Genomic DNA, 13,972 nt, shown 5'->3' with positions numbered 1-13,972 from the left:
TCGTCGCTCGACCCCCGCGAATCCCTCATCAGCGTCGACAGCGTCTGCGCACCCATGTCGAACTTCACGCCGAACTCGCCTCCCCCTTCAGCAGTGTGACGGCGTCTTGATCAGCGACGCGCTTGTCGTCGTTCACCGGCTTCGAGCGTCCTCTGCGGACGCTGCCCTCGAGCGTTCCCCTCGAGCGTTCCCCTCGAGCGTCTCCTCGAGCGTTTCGCATCACCATGTTCACTGACGGTCATCACGGCCGCAACAGTTTCGCGTCACAACCGTGACACAAGCGCGGGCGCGCGAGCGGCGCACGGCTGAGGGACGCCCACGCCCCCTGTGGCAGTACAGGACGTCGCGCCCAGTGCAAGCCGCCACACCAGCCACCTCATCACAATCCGGTAACAGCCTCTTGTGTCCACCACGTGTAATCGATTCCAATCCCTCCTGACACATCGGTGTAATCGATTCCACAAGGAGGTGGAACGGCGATGGCGAGCATCAAGGACGTCGCCGCCGCGGCAGGCGTCTCCGTCGCCACGGTCTCGCGCGTCCTGAACGACCATCCGTCGGTCAGCGCGGAGTCCCGCACGCGCGTGATGGCCGCCGTCGCGGAGCTCGGCTACCGGCCGAACGCCGTCGCCCGTTCCCTGCGCACCGACCAGACCCGCACCCTGGGTCTGGTCATCAGCGACGTGCTCAACCCGTACTTCACCGAGCTGGCCCGCTCCGTCGAGGAGGAGGCCCGCGCCCTCGGCTACAGCGTGATCATCGGCAACGCCGACGAGCGGCCCGAGCTGCAGGACCACCACATCCGCACCCTGCTGGACCGCCGGATCGACGGTCTGCTGCTCTCCCCCACCGACGGCGGCACTCCGCTGATGCTCGACGCCGCGCGGGCGGGGACGCCGATGGTGTTCGTGGACCGCTGGATCAGGGGCGTGGACGTCCCGGTGGTCCGTGCGGACGGACAGGAGGCCGTGCGCGAGCTGGTGGCGCATCTGCACCGGCTCGGGCACCGGCGGCTGGCGATCATCGCGGGGCCGGCGGCCACCACCACCGGCAGCGAGCGTGTCGCGGCCTTCCGCGCGGCGCTGGCCGAGTACGGGCTGGCCCTTCCGGACGCGTACACCGGGCAGGGCGACTTCCAGGCGGACAGCGGACGGCGGGTCACCGAGGGCTTCCTCGACCTGCCCGAGCCGCCCGAGGTGATCTTCGCGGCGGACAACCTGATGGCCCTCGGCGCGCTGGACGCGATCCGGGCGCGCGGGCTGCGGGTGCCCGACGACGTCGCGCTGGCCGCGTTCGACGACATCCCCTGGTTCGTGCACACCGATCCGCCGATCACCGCGATCGCCCAGCCCACGGGCGAACTGGGGCGCGCCGCCGTGCGGGCCCTCATCGACCGCATCGAGGGACGGGCCCCGGCCTCCGTCACTCTCCCCGCCCGGCTCGTCGTACGCCGCTCGTGCGGCGAGCCCTCCCTGCCGTCCCCCACCCGAAGGAGCGAGCCGTGAGCGACCCGGACGAGTTGCTGCGCATCGAAGGGATCCGGAAGACCTTCCCGGGCGTCGTCGCGCTGGACAGCGTGGACTTCGACCTGCGCCGCGGCGAGGTGCATGTCCTGCTCGGCGAGAACGGAGCGGGCAAGAGCACGCTGATCAAGATGCTCTCCGGCGCCTACACCCCGGACGCCGGGCGGATCCTGGTCGGCGGCGAGGAGGTGCGCATCCAGGGCGCACAGGACTCCGAGCGGCTCGGCATCGCCACCATCTACCAGGAGTTCAACCTGGTGCCCGATCTGACGGTCGCCGAGAACATCTTCCTGGGGCGGCAGCCGCGCCGCCTCGGGATGATCGACCGGAAGAGGATGGAGGCCGATGCCGCCGACCTCCTCGCCCGCGTCGGAGTGAACGTTTCTCCACGGGCGCGGGTCCGTGACCTCGGCATCGCCCGGCTGCAGATGGTGGAGATCGCCAAGGCGCTCAGCCTGGACGCCCGAGTGCTGATCATGGACGAGCCGACCGCCGTGCTGACCTCGGAGGAGGTCGAGAAGCTGTTCGCCATCGTGCGGGCGCTGCGCGCGGACGGGGTCGGGATCGTCTTCATCACCCATCACCTGGAGGAGATCGCCGCGCTCGGCGACCGGGTCACCGTCATCCGGGACGGCCGCAGCGTCGGCCAGGTGCCCGCCTCCACACCCGAGGACGAACTCGTCCGGCTGATGGTCGGGCGCTCCATCGAGCAGCAGTACCCGCGGGAACGGCCCGAGGCCGCGCAGGAGGCGCCGGTGCTGCTGAGCGTGGAGGGGCTCACCCGCGACGGGGTGTTCCACGACATCAGTTTCCAGGTGCGGGCCGGTGAGGTCGTCGGCATCGCGGGGCTGGTGGGTGCCGGGCGCACGGAGGTCGTTCGGGCCGTGTTCGGCGCCGACCCCTACGACCAGGGGACGGTCAAGGTCGCGGGCGAGCCGGTCAGGCGGCACGACGTGGGTGCCGCGATGGCCGCCGGGATCGGGCTCGTACCCGAGGACCGCAAGGGGCAGGGCCTGGTCCTGGACGCCTCCGTGGCGGAGAACCTCGGCCTGGTGACGCTGCGGTCGGCCTCCCGCGGCGGGCTCGTGGACCTCAAGGGGCAGCACCGGGCCGCCGAGCGGATCGCCGGACAGCTGGGCGTGCGGATGGCGGGCCTGAGCCAGCATGTGCGCACGCTGTCCGGCGGCAACCAGCAGAAGGTCGTCATCGGCAAGTGGCTGCTGGCGAACACCAAGGTCCTCATCCTCGACGAGCCGACCCGGGGCATCGACGTCGGCGCGAAGGTCGAGATCTACCAGCTCATCAACGAACTGACGGCCGCCGGTGCCGCCGTCCTGATGATCTCCAGCGATCTGCCCGAGGTGCTCGGCATGAGCGACCGGGTGCTGGTGATGGCCCAGGGCCGGATCGCGGGCGAACTGCCCGCCGACGAGGCCACCCAGGACGCGGTGATGTCCCTCGCCGTCAGTACCCCGACCACCACGACCACCACCGAGAAGGAGGCCTTCCGTGGCCACTGACACGCTCAACAGCCGGGCGGGCGCCGGTGCCGCCTCGGGCGGCCTGCGCCGGCTGCTGCTCGACAACGGCGCGCTGACCGCGCTGATCGTCCTGGTCATCGCCCTGTCGGCGCTGTCCGGTGACTTCCTGACGACGGACAACCTGCTCAACATCGGCGTGCAGGCGGCGGTGACCGCCGTCCTCGCCTTCGGTGTCACCTTCGTCATCGTCTCGGCGGGCATCGACCTGTCGGTCGGATCGGTGGCCGCCCTGTCGGCGACCGTGCTGGCATGGAGCGCCACCTCGCACGGCGTGCCGGTGGTGCTCGCGGTAATCCTGGCGGTCGCCACCGGTGTGGCGGCCGGCCTGGTCAACGGGTTCCTCATCTCCTACGGCAAGCTGCCGCCGTTCATCGCGACCCTGGCGATGCTGTCGGTGGGCCGTGGCCTGTCCCTGGTGATCTCGCAGGGTTCCCCGATCGCGCTGCCGGACTCCGTCTCGCATCTGGGCGACACGCTCGGCGGCTGGCTGCCGGTGCCCGTGCTGGTGATGGTCGTGATGGGGCTGATCACGGCGTTCGTGCTGGCGCGCACCTACATCGGCCGGTCGATGTACGCCATCGGCGGCAACGAGGAGGCCGCCCGGCTGTCGGGGCTGAAGGTGCGCAAGCAGAAGCTCGCCATCTACGCCCTGTCGGGTCTGTTCGCGGCCGTCGCGGGCATCGTGCTCGCCGCCCGGCTGTCCTCGGCGCAGCCGCAGGCCGCGAACGGCTACGAGCTGGACGCGATCGCCGCGGTCGTCATCGGCGGTGCCTCGCTGGCGGGCGGCACCGGCAAGGCGTCGGGCACGCTGATCGGCGCGCTGATCCTGGCGGTGCTCCGCAACGGCCTCAACCTGCTGTCGGTCTCGGCCTTCTGGCAGCAGGTCGTCATCGGTGTCGTCATCGCGCTGGCGGTGCTGCTGGACACGGTGCGCCGCAAGGCCGGGGCGACCCCGCAGGCCGCGGGCACGGGCAGCGGCGGCGGCAAGGGCAGGCAGGCGGCGACGTACGGGCTCGCGGCCGTGGTCACCGTCGCGCTGGTGGCGGCGACCTCCCTGCTGCACACCGGGTCCGCCTCCACCACGCCGAAGATGGGCCTGTCGCTGTCCACGCTGAACAACCCGTTCTTCGTGCAGATCAAGTCCGGTGCGCAGGCCGAGGCGAAGAAGCTGGGCATCGAGCTGACCGTCACCGACGCCCAGAACGACGCCTCCCAGCAGGCCAACCAGATGCAGAACTTCACCAGCTCGGGCCTCGGCGCGATCATCGTCAACCCGGTCGACTCCGACGCGGCGAGCAACTCGGTGAAGGCCGCGGACAAGGCGAAGATCCCGGTGATCGCGGTGGACCGCGGGGTCAACAACGCGGCGATCGACGCGCTGGTCGCCTCCGACAATGTGGCGGGCGGTGAGCTGGCCGCGAAGACCCTCGCCGAGAAGCTCGGCGGCACGGGCCGGATCGTGATCCTGCAGGGGCAGGCGGGCACCTCCGCCGCCCGGGAGCGCGCCGCCGGCTTCGCGCAGGGCCTGAAGGCCTACCCGGGCATCAAGGTGCTGGCCCAGCAGCCCGCCGACTTCGACCGCACCAAGGGCCTGGACGTGATGTCGAACCTGCTGCAGGCCCACCCGGACGTGCAGGGCGTGCTGGCCGCCAACGACGAGATGGCGCTCGGCGCGGTCAAGGCCCTCGGGTCCAAGGCCGGCAGGTCCGTGCAGGTCGTCGGCTTCGACGGCACCCCGGACGGTCTGACCGCCGTCAAGAACGGCACGCTGTACGCCTCCGTGGCGCAGCAGCCGACCCAGCTGGGCCGGATCGCCGTGGACAACGCGCTCAGGGCGGTCCAGGGCAAGAAGGTCGAGCAGGCCGTGAAGGTGCCGGTGAAGGTGGTAACGAAGGAGAACGTGGCCGGGTTCAGCGGCTGACCGGCGCCCCGCGCCGCCACTGAACGACCGCCCGCTGTGAGGAGACACATGTACGACTACGACCTGCTGGTCGTGGGGTCGGCCAACGCCGACCTGGTGATCGGCGTCGAGCGACGGCCCGCGGCCGGTGAGACGGTGCTCGGCTCCGACCTCGCCGTCCACCCGGGCGGCAAGGGCGCCAACCAGGCGGTGGCCGCGGCCCGTCTGGGTGCCCGGACGGCCCTGCTGGCCCGGGTCGGGGACGACGCGCACGGCCGGCTGCTGCTCGACTCCCAGCGGGCGGCCGGCGTGGACACCACCGGTGTGCTGACCGGGGGTGCGCCGACCGGGGTGGCGCTGATCACGGTGGACCCGTCCGGGGACAACAGCATCGTGGTCTCGCCCGGTGCCAACGCCCGGCTCACGCCCGAGGACGTGCGGGCGGCGGCCGGTCTCCTCGCCCGGTCCCGGGTGGTGTCGGCGCAGCTGGAGGTGCCGTTGGAGACGGTCGTGGAGGCGGTGCGGCAGCTGGCCGGCGGCAGCCGGTTCGTGCTGAACCCCTCCCCGCCGCGCCCGCTGCCGCAGGAGCTGCTGGACGCCTGCGACCCGCTGATCGTCAACGAGCACGAGGCGCGGGTCATCCTGGGCGGAGAGGCGGCGGGGCCGGCGCCGGAGGACTGGGCGCGGGCGCTGCTGGCGCGCGGCCCGCGCTCGGTGGTGGTCACCCTGGGCGCCGAGGGCGCGCTGGTGGCGTCCGCCGAGGGTCTGGCCCGGGTGCCGTCGGTGGCGGTGGACGTCGTGGACACCACGGGCGCGGGTGACGCGTTCGCCGCGGCCCTGGCCTGGCGGCTCGGCGCGGGTGTGCCGCTGGCCGAGGCGGCCGCCTACGCGGCCCGGGTGGGTGCGGCGGCCGTGACGAAACCGGGCGCGCAGGAGTCGTACCCCACGGCGGCGGAGGTCGAGGCGCTGTGAAGAAAGCGGGCATCCTCAACCGGCACCTCAGCGGTGCGCTGGCCGAGCTGGGGCACACCGACGAGGTGCTGGTGTGCGACGCGGGCATGCCGATACCGTCCGGGCCGCGCGTGGTCGACCTGGCGTTCCGTGCCGGAGTGCCGTCGTTCGCTCAGGTGCTGGAGGGTCTGCTGGCCGAGCTGGTCGTCGAGGGCGCGACCGCGGCCAGCGAGGTCCGCGCGGCCAACCCCGAGACGGCCGCGCTGCTGGACGGCCGCCTCCCCGGGCTGACCCTCGTCCCCCACGAGCGGCTGAAGGAACTGTCCCGCGGTGCCCGTCTGGTCGTGCGCACCGGCGAGGCCCGGCCGTACGCGAACGTCCTGCTGCGGTGCGGGGTGTTCTTCTGAACCGCTGGGTTTGTCCGGTGCGTCGCCTCGCCGGACATCACGAGGGGGCCCTGGTCCGCTGGACCGGGCCCCCTCGGCTTTCCCCTCCTGCTCCCCGGGCGCCGGAACTTCTCGTGATCCCCCCACGGATCCCCCCAGGACCTCCGGTGACAGGTACGACACGCCACGCCCGGGAAGGGTTGCACGGTCTGCCGTGCTTGCCCGGATCCGCTACTGCGCGGCGCCGGCCGCCTCGATCGCCTCGGTGACGGCCCGCCGCAGCGCACCGGGTGTGCGGGCGGGCCCGCCGCCGGACAGGTGTGCCACGGCACGGCCGACCCAGTCCGGGTCGCCGAGGAGACGGAGCCGGTCGGTCTCGACGAGCTGCCGCAGCAGTTCCTCCAGCCGTACGGCGTCCACGGCCCGGTACTTCGCCTCGTGCCGGTCGAAGCGCAGCGCGGCGTCCTCGTAGGGGTGGCGCAGTGTCATGTGCAGCCAGCCCGCGGCACGTCCGGCGACCTTGCCGCGCAGCGTGTACTTGCCCCTGCTGCCCGTGTTCCACGGGAACCGGCCCCAGGTGATCCAGATCCCGGTCATGACCCGGGACCACGGGATCAGCTGCTCCTCGGCGTCCGGCTGGTGCCGGCAGAGCCCGTCCGGGCGGAACTCCACCCAGTGACGGCCCGGCCGTTCGGCGTCCCCGATGCCCCAGCGGCCGCCGGCGGGCGCCAGCGGCCCCAGGGACACGCTCTGCTCCGTCATACGGCCATCACATCACATGGTCGAGGAAGCGTCGCGCTGTTTCCGCTACTACCTGCTTGCCGTCCCGCGCCCACAACTCCTCGTTGAACACCTCGACTTCGATGGGGCCGGTGTAGCCGGCGGCCTCCACCCGTTTCTTCCACTGCCGCATGTCGATGGCGCCGTCGCCGATCTGGCCGCGGCCGTTGAGGACGCCGGCGGGCAGCGGGGTGATCCAGTCGGCGAGCTGGAAGGCGGCGATGCGGCCGCCCGCGCCCGCCCGGGCGATCTGCTCGGGTGCCTGGTCGTCCCACCAGATGTGGTAGGTGTCCACGGTGACGCCGACCTGCTCGGCGGGAAAGCGTTCGGCGAGGTCGAGGGCCTGGGCGAGGGTGGAGACCACGCAGCGGTCGGCGGCGAACATCGGGTGCAGCGGCTCCACGGCCAGGCGCACGCCGCGTTCGGCGGCGTAGGGGCCGAGGACGGCGAGGGCGTCGGCGATGCGTTCGCGGGCGCCGTGCAGGTCCTTGCTGCCGTCCGGCAGGCCGCCGCAGACCAGGACCAGGGTGTCGGTGCCGAGGGCGGCGGCCTCGTCGACGGCGGCACGGTTGTCGTCGAGGGCCGCGGCGCGCCGGGCGGGGTCGGTCGCGGTGAGGAAGCCGCCCCGGCACAGGGTGGTGACGTTCAGGCCGGCGTCCCGCACCAGCCGGGCGGCGGCCTCGACGCCGTAGCGCCGCACCGGTTCGCGCCACAGGCCGGCGTTGCGGACGCCCAGCTCGGTGCAGGCGTCGACGAGGTCGGGCAGCGACAGCTGCTTGACCGTCATCTGGTTGAGGGAAAAGCGGGCCAGCTCGTTCGTCGTCATCGGTCCACCCCGTACAGCGACAGCAGGTTCCTCATGCGTTCCTCGGCGCGTCGGGGGTCCGGGAACAGACCGAGCCGGTCGGCGAGTTCATAGGCGCGGGCCAGGTGCGGCAGGGAGCGCGCGGACTGCAGCCCGCCGACCATGGTGAAGTGGGACTGGTGCCCGGCCAGCCAGGCCAGGAAGACCACGCCCGTCTTGTAGTAGCGGGTGGGTGCCTGGAACAGGTGGCGGGCCAGGCCGACGGTCGGGTCCAGCAGGGCGCGGAAGCCGGCGGTGTCCCCGGTGTCCAGGACCCGTACCGCCTCGGCGGCCAGCGGGCCGAGCGGGTCGAAGACGCCGAGCAGGGCGTGGCTGAAGCCCCGCTCGTCGCCGGCGATCAGCTCGGGGTAGTGGAAGTCGTCGCCGGTGTAGCAGCGCACGCCCTTCGGCAGGCGGCGCCGCAGCTCGATCTCGCGTCCGGCGTCCAGCAGGGAGATCTTCACGCCGTCGACCTTGTCGGGGTGGGCGGCGATGACGTCCAGGAACACGTCGGTGGCCGTGTCCAGGTCGGACGACCCCCAGTAGCCCTCCAGGGCCGGGTCGAACATGGGGCCGAGCCAGTGCAGGATCACGGGGTCGGCGGCCTGGCGCAGCAGGTGGCCGTAGATCTCCAGGTAGTCCTCGGGGCCGCGGGCGGTGGCCGCCAGGGCCCGGGAGGCCATCAGGATCGCCTGGGCGCCGGCCTCCTCGACCACGGCGAGCTGTTCCTCGTAGGCGGCGCGGATGTCGTCGAGCGAGCCGGCGGTGATCTGGTCGGTGCCGACGCCGCAGGCGATCCGTCCGCCCACCGCGCGGGCCTCGGCCGCGGACCGGCGGATCAGTTCGGCGGCGCCCGCCCAGTCAAGGCCCATGCCGCGCTGCGCGGTGTCCATGGCCTCGGCGACGCCCAGTCCGTGGCTCCACAGGTGGCGGCGGAAGGCGAGGGTGGCGTCCCAGTCGACGGCCGCCGGCGCGTCGGGGGTGACGTCGGCGTACGGGTCGGCGACGACGTGCGCGGCGGCGAAGACGGTGCGGGAGGTGAACGGAATGCCCGGGGAGAAGGTGAGCGGTTCGGTGCGCGGCTCGTAGGGCCGCAGGAATCCGTTCGCGTCCGGCAGATGGATGGTCACAGCGTGATCTCCGGTACCTCGATGCGGCGGCCTGCGGCCGAGGACTTCAGGCCCAGCTCGGCCAGCTGCACGCCGCGGGCGCCGGCGAGCAGGTCCCAGTGGTAGGGGGCGCCGGCGTAGACGTGCTTGAGGAACAGCTCCCACTGGGCCTTGAAGCCGTTGTCGAACTCGGTGTTGTCCGGGACCTCCTGCCACTGGTCGCGGAAGACCTCGGTGGCGGGGACGTCGGGGTTCCACACCGGTTTGGGCGTGGCCGAGCGGTGCTGGACGCGGCAGCGTCGCAGCCCGGCGACCGCGGAGCCCTCGGTGCCGTCGACCTGGAACTCCACCAGTTCGTCGCGGTGGACGCGCACCGCCCAGGAGGAGTTGATCTGGGCGACGATGCCGCCCTCGATCTCGAAGATGCCGTACGCGGCGTCGTCCGCCGTCGCGGCGTAGGGCTTGCCGTCCTCGTCCCAGCGCCGCGGGATGTGGGTGGTGGCCAGCGCCTGCACGGAGGTGACCCGGCCGAACAGCTCGTGCAGCACGTACTCCCAGTGCGGGAACATGTCGACGACGATGCCGCCGCCGTCCTCGGCGCGGTAGTTCCACGAGGGGCGCTGGGCGCTCTGCCAGTCGCCCTCGAACACCCAGTAGCCGAACTCGCCGCGCACGGACAGGACGCGGCCGAAGAAGCCGCCGTCGACCAGCCGCTTCAGCTTCAGCAGCCCCGGCAGGAAGATCTTGTCCTGCACCACGCCGTGCCTGACCCCGGCGGCCTCGGCGAGCCGGGCCAGCTCCAGGGCGCCGTCGAGTCCGGTGGCGGTGGGCTTCTCGGTGTAGACGTGTTTGCCGGCAGCGATCGCTTTCTTCAGGGCGTCCTCGCGGGCCGCGGTGACCTGCGCGTCGAAGTAGATGTCGATGGTCTCGTCGGCGAGGACCGCGTCCAGGTCGGTGGACCATTCCGTCAGGCCGTACCGCTCGGCGAGGGCCTGGAGCGCGTGGGCGCGCCGGCCGACCAGGACGGGTTCCGGCCACAGCACGGTGCCGTCGCCGAGGTCGAGTCCGCCCTGCTCGCGCAGGGCGAGGATCGAGCGGACCAGGTGCTGGCGGTGCCCCATGCGCCCGGTCACGCCGTTCATGGCGATCCGCACCGTCTTGCGTGTCACGTCAGTCCCTCCGTACGCCGTCGCGCGCCGCGCGGGCCCGGCCTCCGGACGGGGAGCCACGTGCAGCAAGCGCTTTCTATCCGTGGAGAAGCTAACCTCTCCGCAGTGGCGGGGACAAGAGCCCGCGCGGACCGTGCCGTTCGAGCCGTCGAACCGGCGGCCCGGTCACCGGAGAAGCCCGGCGCCCCACGGCTGCACCCGCCCGGAGACGACATGCGCGACCGGAGGACGACGAGATGACCGTGACCCTGGCGGACGTGGCGGCCCGCGCCCAGGTCTCGCCCGCGACGGTGTCGCGCGTGCTGAACGGCAACTACCCGGTGGCCGCCGCCACCCGGGAACGGGTGCTCAAGGCCGTCACCGAGCTGGACTATGTGCTCAACGGCCCGGCGAGCGCGCTCGCCGCCGCCACCTCCGACCTGGTCGGCATCCTCGTCAACGACATCGCCGACCCGTTCTTCGGGATCATGGCGAGCGCGATCCAGTCCGAGATCGGCGGCGCCCAGGGCCGGGCGGGCGGCGAACGGCTGGCGGTGGTCTGCAACACCGGCGGCTCCCCGGAGCGCGAACTGACCTATCTGACGCTGCTGCAACGGCAGCGGGCCGCCGCCGTGGTGGTCACCGGCGGAGCCGTGGAGGACGGGCCGCACGCCGCGGCGATCGCCGCCAAACTGCGCAAGCTGACCGACGCCGGCACCCGCGTGGTGCTGTGCGGACGCCCGCCGGCCGAGGACACCGGCGCCGTCGCCCTCGCCTTCGACAACCGGGGCGGCGCCCGGCAGCTGACCGGGCATCTGATCGGACTGGGCCACCGCCGGCTCGGCTACATCGCCGGCCCCGAGGAGCGCACCACCACCCGCCACCGCCTGGAGGGACACCGGCAGGCGCTCACGGCGGCCGGCCTCGAGGACGACCCGGCCCTGACGGTGCACGGCCGCTACGACCGCCGCTCCGGCTACGAGGCCACCCTGGAGCTGCTGCGCCGCGCCCCGGACCTGACGGCCGTCGTCGCCGCCAACGACTCGGTGGCCCTCGGCGCCTGCGCGGCCCTGCGCGAGTCGGGGCTGCGCATCCCCGAGGACGTCTCGGTGGCCGGCTTCGACGACCTGCCCTTCAGCGTGGACGCGGTGCCCGCCCTGACGACCGTCCGCCTGCCGCTGTCCAAGGCCGGCGCCCGCGCGGGCCGCATCGCCACCGGACGGGAAGAGCCGCCGCCCGGGGGGATCGCGACGGTGCGGGGGGAGCTGATGGTGCGCGGGTCGACGGCGGTGCCGCGGGGGTGAGGGGGCCTGGGCGGCAGCGGCGGGCGGCGTGAGGCCGCGCTGTCTTGGGCGTGACGCCACGTCGCCCTCAAGCGTCAACGCCCTCGACCGGCCTGCCGCACAGAAGGCACACTCGGACACCGGACAGGGATTCGAGGTGGCCGCACAGCGCGATCACGGACCGGGCGAGCCGCTTCACCCTCTCCACCTCGCCTTGCAGCCCCGCAGCCTCCGGCTCGTCGAGCCGGCGACGGGCTTCCCCGACTCCGCCCAGCGCCACGGCGCGCAAGACGTCGTCGGCCGGAAGGGTGGCGGCCAGGTGTTCGACGCGAGGCATCAGCCGTGCCAGCACCTGTCGGAAGTCCGCCTCGAAACCCTTCACCGTGCCGTGCCGCGGCAGCGTCTTCTGGTCGAGGAACCAGGTCGCCGCGGCACGCGCCGCAACGGGGGCGGCGGGCGGCCCCTCGCGCCGAGGCCGGGTGGAGCTCACCGGCCCGCCCCCGCCTGACGATGGATCGGGCAGGCGCAGGGCGGCAGTGCGCTGCTCATCGGCGTGGGCACCGGCTTGTGCCCATGGAGCACGCTCACGGTGGCCCGCGGTTCGCTCTTCACGCCGTCGCTGCTCACCGTGTACACACGGATGATCATCTTCGCGCCCGTGGCGCGATTCCGAGGCGTGGCGGCACCGTTCGTCATGTCGACGCTCCCGGGCAGTCCGAGCGTTGGCCGCGCTCGGGGCCGTGGCAGTGGTCACAGGGCGCGGTCTGGGCATCTGCCGAACACAGTGCATCCATGACTCGACACGCTGCGTGGCGGCACCAGACTGGACCGGTGGACCGGTCCAGTCAGCCGCAGGCGTGCGGTCCTACCCCATCGGGTACGTCTCGGTCTCCTCGAAGACATGCGCCGGCGTGACGCCCTCCTCGCACACCAGCGGCCGGTGTGCGTCGTCATAGGCGGTGTGCAGCACGACGGCCACCGCCGCCGGTTGCTCCACTTCCAGGAGCATGGCCTCCTCGTTGTCGGCCAGGCGGACCGTGGTGACGTCGACACCTTCGCGCGGCGAACGGCCGGTCTCCCGGCGTACGTAGTGCGTGGTTCCCTCGGCAAGGGGACCCGGCAGAGACAGACGTGGCGCCGCGTCAGCGATGTCGGGCGGGAACCAGGCGGTGACGAGAGTGCCCGGCGAACCGTCCTCCAGCAGGACCAGGCGCTTCCTGCGCAACGCCTGCTCACCGGGCTTCAGAGCGAGGGCCGCCCCCACGTGCGGCGGCGGCACGAGCCGGTCCGGCATGCCCAGTCGCCGGTACGGGGCGCCGCCCGTGATCCGGCTGGTACCGGCCCGGCGGCGACCGGCCGGCCTCGCGACCGGCGTCTCCACGACCGTGAACCCGGCGCCCTGCCGGGCCACGACCAGGCCGTCGGCCCTCAGCACGTCGTACGCCTTGACCACGGTGGCCCTGGAGACGCTCCACCGTTCGGCGAGGTCACGCCCTGAGGGCAGCAACTCGCCCGGCCCGAACTCGCCGGCCGCGATCCGCGCCCGCAGATCCTCGGCGATCTGTTCGTACTTCAGCAGGGGCATGAAGACAGGCTTCCGATCACTGGACTGGTCCACTCTCCGGCACCCAGAATGCCCGTATGTCCCTTCCTGAGCTAGCGCCCGAGATCGTGCGGTTCTACACCGAGACCATCGACGAGGCGGACCGGCTGACCGCGACGGCGGACGGGCGTCTGGAGATGGTGCGCACCCAGGAACTGCTGCGCCGTCACCTGCCGGCGCCGCCGGCGCGTGTCCTGGATGTCGGTGGCGGGCCCGGCGCCCACGCGCGGTGGCTGGTGCAGGACGGGTACACGGTGCACCTCGTCGATCCGATCCCCCGGCATGTGGAGCAGGCCAGGGCCACCGGTGCCGGCGTGGAGCTGGGCGACGCCCGCCGGCTCACCGCCGGGGACGCCTCGCAGGACGTCGTCCTGCTGCTGGGACCGCTGTACCACCTGATCGACCGGGCCGACCGCGACCGGGCGCTGGCCGAGGCCTTCCGTGTGCTCAAGCCCGGGGGCCTGCTGGCGGCGGCCGGGATCAACCGGTACTCCAGCCTGTTCGAGCACGCGGCCTTCGCGCACCTGCACAAGGAGCCGCTGCGGAAGAACATCGCCGGCATCCTGGCCTCCCAGATCCACGACGGGAAGAAGGCGTTCACCGCGGCCTGCTTCCACAGCGGTGAACAGCTGCGCGAGGAGGTCGCCGCCGCCGGGTTCGAGGACGCCCGGGTCTTCGGGATCGAGGGGCCGGCCTGGTCGATGCTCGCGGCGGCCGAGCGGAACACCGGTAGCGACTTCAGGGAGTCGGCTCTGTTCGAGTCGGCACTGGCCGCGGCCCGCATGGCCGAGCCCTATCCCGAGCTGCTGGCGGCGAGTTCGCACCTCCTGGTCGTCGGACACCGGCCCGCCGTATGACCGTTCGTCCGTGGGTGCGGCACGGCGGCACGGCGCGCCGGAGCGCA

Annotated in this window: 14 protein-coding genes; 7 read left to right on the top strand and 7 right to left on the bottom strand. The window is 72.6% G+C overall.

Going from position 1 to position 13,972, the window contains the following annotated elements; genetic code table 11:
- Positions 1–479: 479 nt before the first annotated feature.
- From IE286_RS25520 to rbsD, 5 genes are read left to right on the top strand one after another with little or no spacing between them, the layout of a single operon-like run.
- Positions 480–1,505, top strand: coding sequence for a LacI family DNA-binding transcriptional regulator (locus IE286_RS25520; protein WP_189799128.1), 1,026 nt, complete (start codon positions 480–482; stop codon positions 1,503–1,505).
- Entirely contained in the window at positions 1,502–3,043 is a 1,542-nt protein-coding gene (locus IE286_RS25515; protein WP_189799127.1) for a sugar ABC transporter ATP-binding protein, read from the top strand. The genes IE286_RS25520 and IE286_RS25515 overlap by 4 nt, the downstream gene beginning before the upstream one ends.
- Positions 3,033–4,985: an ABC transporter permease/substrate-binding protein gene (locus tag IE286_RS25510; RefSeq protein ID WP_189799126.1), complete on the top strand. Its 1,953-nt coding sequence runs from the start codon at positions 3,033–3,035 to the stop codon at positions 4,983–4,985. The genes IE286_RS25515 and IE286_RS25510 overlap by 11 nt, the downstream gene beginning before the upstream one ends.
- Before the next feature lie 48 nt (positions 4,986–5,033).
- The gene (locus tag IE286_RS25505; protein WP_189799125.1) at positions 5,034–5,936 is read left to right on the top strand and encodes a ribokinase; all 903 of its coding nucleotides are present in this window, start codon (positions 5,034–5,036) and stop codon (positions 5,934–5,936) included.
- Positions 5,933–6,322 (top strand): D-ribose pyranase, encoded by a 390-nt coding sequence (rbsD, locus tag IE286_RS25500; RefSeq protein ID WP_189799124.1) that lies wholly within the window; start codon positions 5,933–5,935, stop codon positions 6,320–6,322. The genes IE286_RS25505 and rbsD overlap by 4 nt, the downstream gene beginning before the upstream one ends.
- 210 nt (positions 6,323–6,532) lie before the next feature.
- On the opposite strand, the gene IE286_RS25495 is transcribed toward rbsD, so the two are convergent.
- The 4 genes from IE286_RS25495 to IE286_RS25480 are packed head-to-tail and all read right to left on the bottom strand — an operon-like array spanning position 6,533 to position 10,203.
- Positions 6,533–7,063 (bottom strand): hypothetical protein, encoded by a 531-nt coding sequence (locus IE286_RS25495; RefSeq protein WP_189799123.1) that lies wholly within the window; start codon positions 7,061–7,063, stop codon positions 6,533–6,535.
- A 7-nt stretch (positions 7,064–7,070) separates the two neighbouring features.
- Complete coding sequence (locus IE286_RS25490; RefSeq protein WP_189799122.1) at positions 7,071–7,907, bottom strand: sugar phosphate isomerase/epimerase family protein; 837 nt, start codon at positions 7,905–7,907, stop codon at positions 7,071–7,073.
- A complete protein-coding gene (locus tag IE286_RS25485; protein ID WP_189799121.1) occupies positions 7,904–9,055 on the bottom strand; it encodes a dihydrodipicolinate synthase family protein in 1,152 nt (383 codons plus the stop codon). Before IE286_RS25485 ends, IE286_RS25490 begins: the two co-directional genes overlap by 4 nt.
- Positions 9,052–10,203, bottom strand: a complete 1,152-nt coding sequence (locus IE286_RS25480; protein ID WP_189799120.1) for a Gfo/Idh/MocA family protein — start codon at positions 10,201–10,203, stop codon at positions 9,052–9,054. Before IE286_RS25480 ends, IE286_RS25485 begins: the two co-directional genes overlap by 4 nt.
- A 236-nt stretch (positions 10,204–10,439) precedes the next feature.
- On the opposite strand from IE286_RS25480, the gene IE286_RS25475 reads away from it, so the two are divergent.
- Positions 10,440–11,486: a LacI family DNA-binding transcriptional regulator gene (locus IE286_RS25475; protein WP_189799119.1), complete on the top strand. Its 1,047-nt coding sequence runs from the start codon at positions 10,440–10,442 to the stop codon at positions 11,484–11,486.
- A 67-nt stretch (positions 11,487–11,553) separates the two neighbouring features.
- On the opposite strand, the gene IE286_RS25470 is transcribed toward IE286_RS25475, so the two are convergent.
- From IE286_RS25470 to IE286_RS25460, 3 genes are all read right to left on the bottom strand, one after another.
- Complete coding sequence (locus IE286_RS25470) at positions 11,554–11,955, bottom strand: DUF6415 family natural product biosynthesis protein (protein WP_189799118.1); 402 nt, start codon at positions 11,953–11,955, stop codon at positions 11,554–11,556.
- A complete protein-coding gene (locus tag IE286_RS25465; protein WP_189799117.1) occupies positions 11,952–12,161 on the bottom strand; it encodes a hypothetical protein in 210 nt (69 codons plus the stop codon). The genes IE286_RS25470 and IE286_RS25465 overlap by 4 nt, the downstream gene beginning before the upstream one ends.
- 169 nt (positions 12,162–12,330) lie before the next feature.
- The gene (locus IE286_RS25460; RefSeq protein ID WP_189799116.1) at positions 12,331–13,050 is read right to left on the bottom strand and encodes a GntR family transcriptional regulator; all 720 of its coding nucleotides are present in this window, start codon (positions 13,048–13,050) and stop codon (positions 12,331–12,333) included.
- 56 nt (positions 13,051–13,106) lie between these two features.
- Between IE286_RS25460 and IE286_RS25455 the strand changes: the two genes are divergently transcribed.
- Positions 13,107–13,925 carry a class I SAM-dependent methyltransferase gene (locus IE286_RS25455; protein WP_189799115.1) on the top strand — a complete coding sequence of 273 codons (819 nt, stop codon included), beginning with the start codon at positions 13,107–13,109 and terminating at the stop codon, positions 13,923–13,925.
- The last annotated feature ends 47 nt before the right edge of the window (positions 13,926–13,972 follow it).

Origin of the sequence: Streptomyces thermodiastaticus (assembly GCF_014656135.1) — a bacterium.
Classification (GTDB): domain Bacteria; phylum Actinomycetota; class Actinomycetes; order Streptomycetales; family Streptomycetaceae; genus Streptomyces; species Streptomyces thermodiastaticus.
This window is presented reverse-complemented; position numbering and strand designations above follow the sequence as displayed.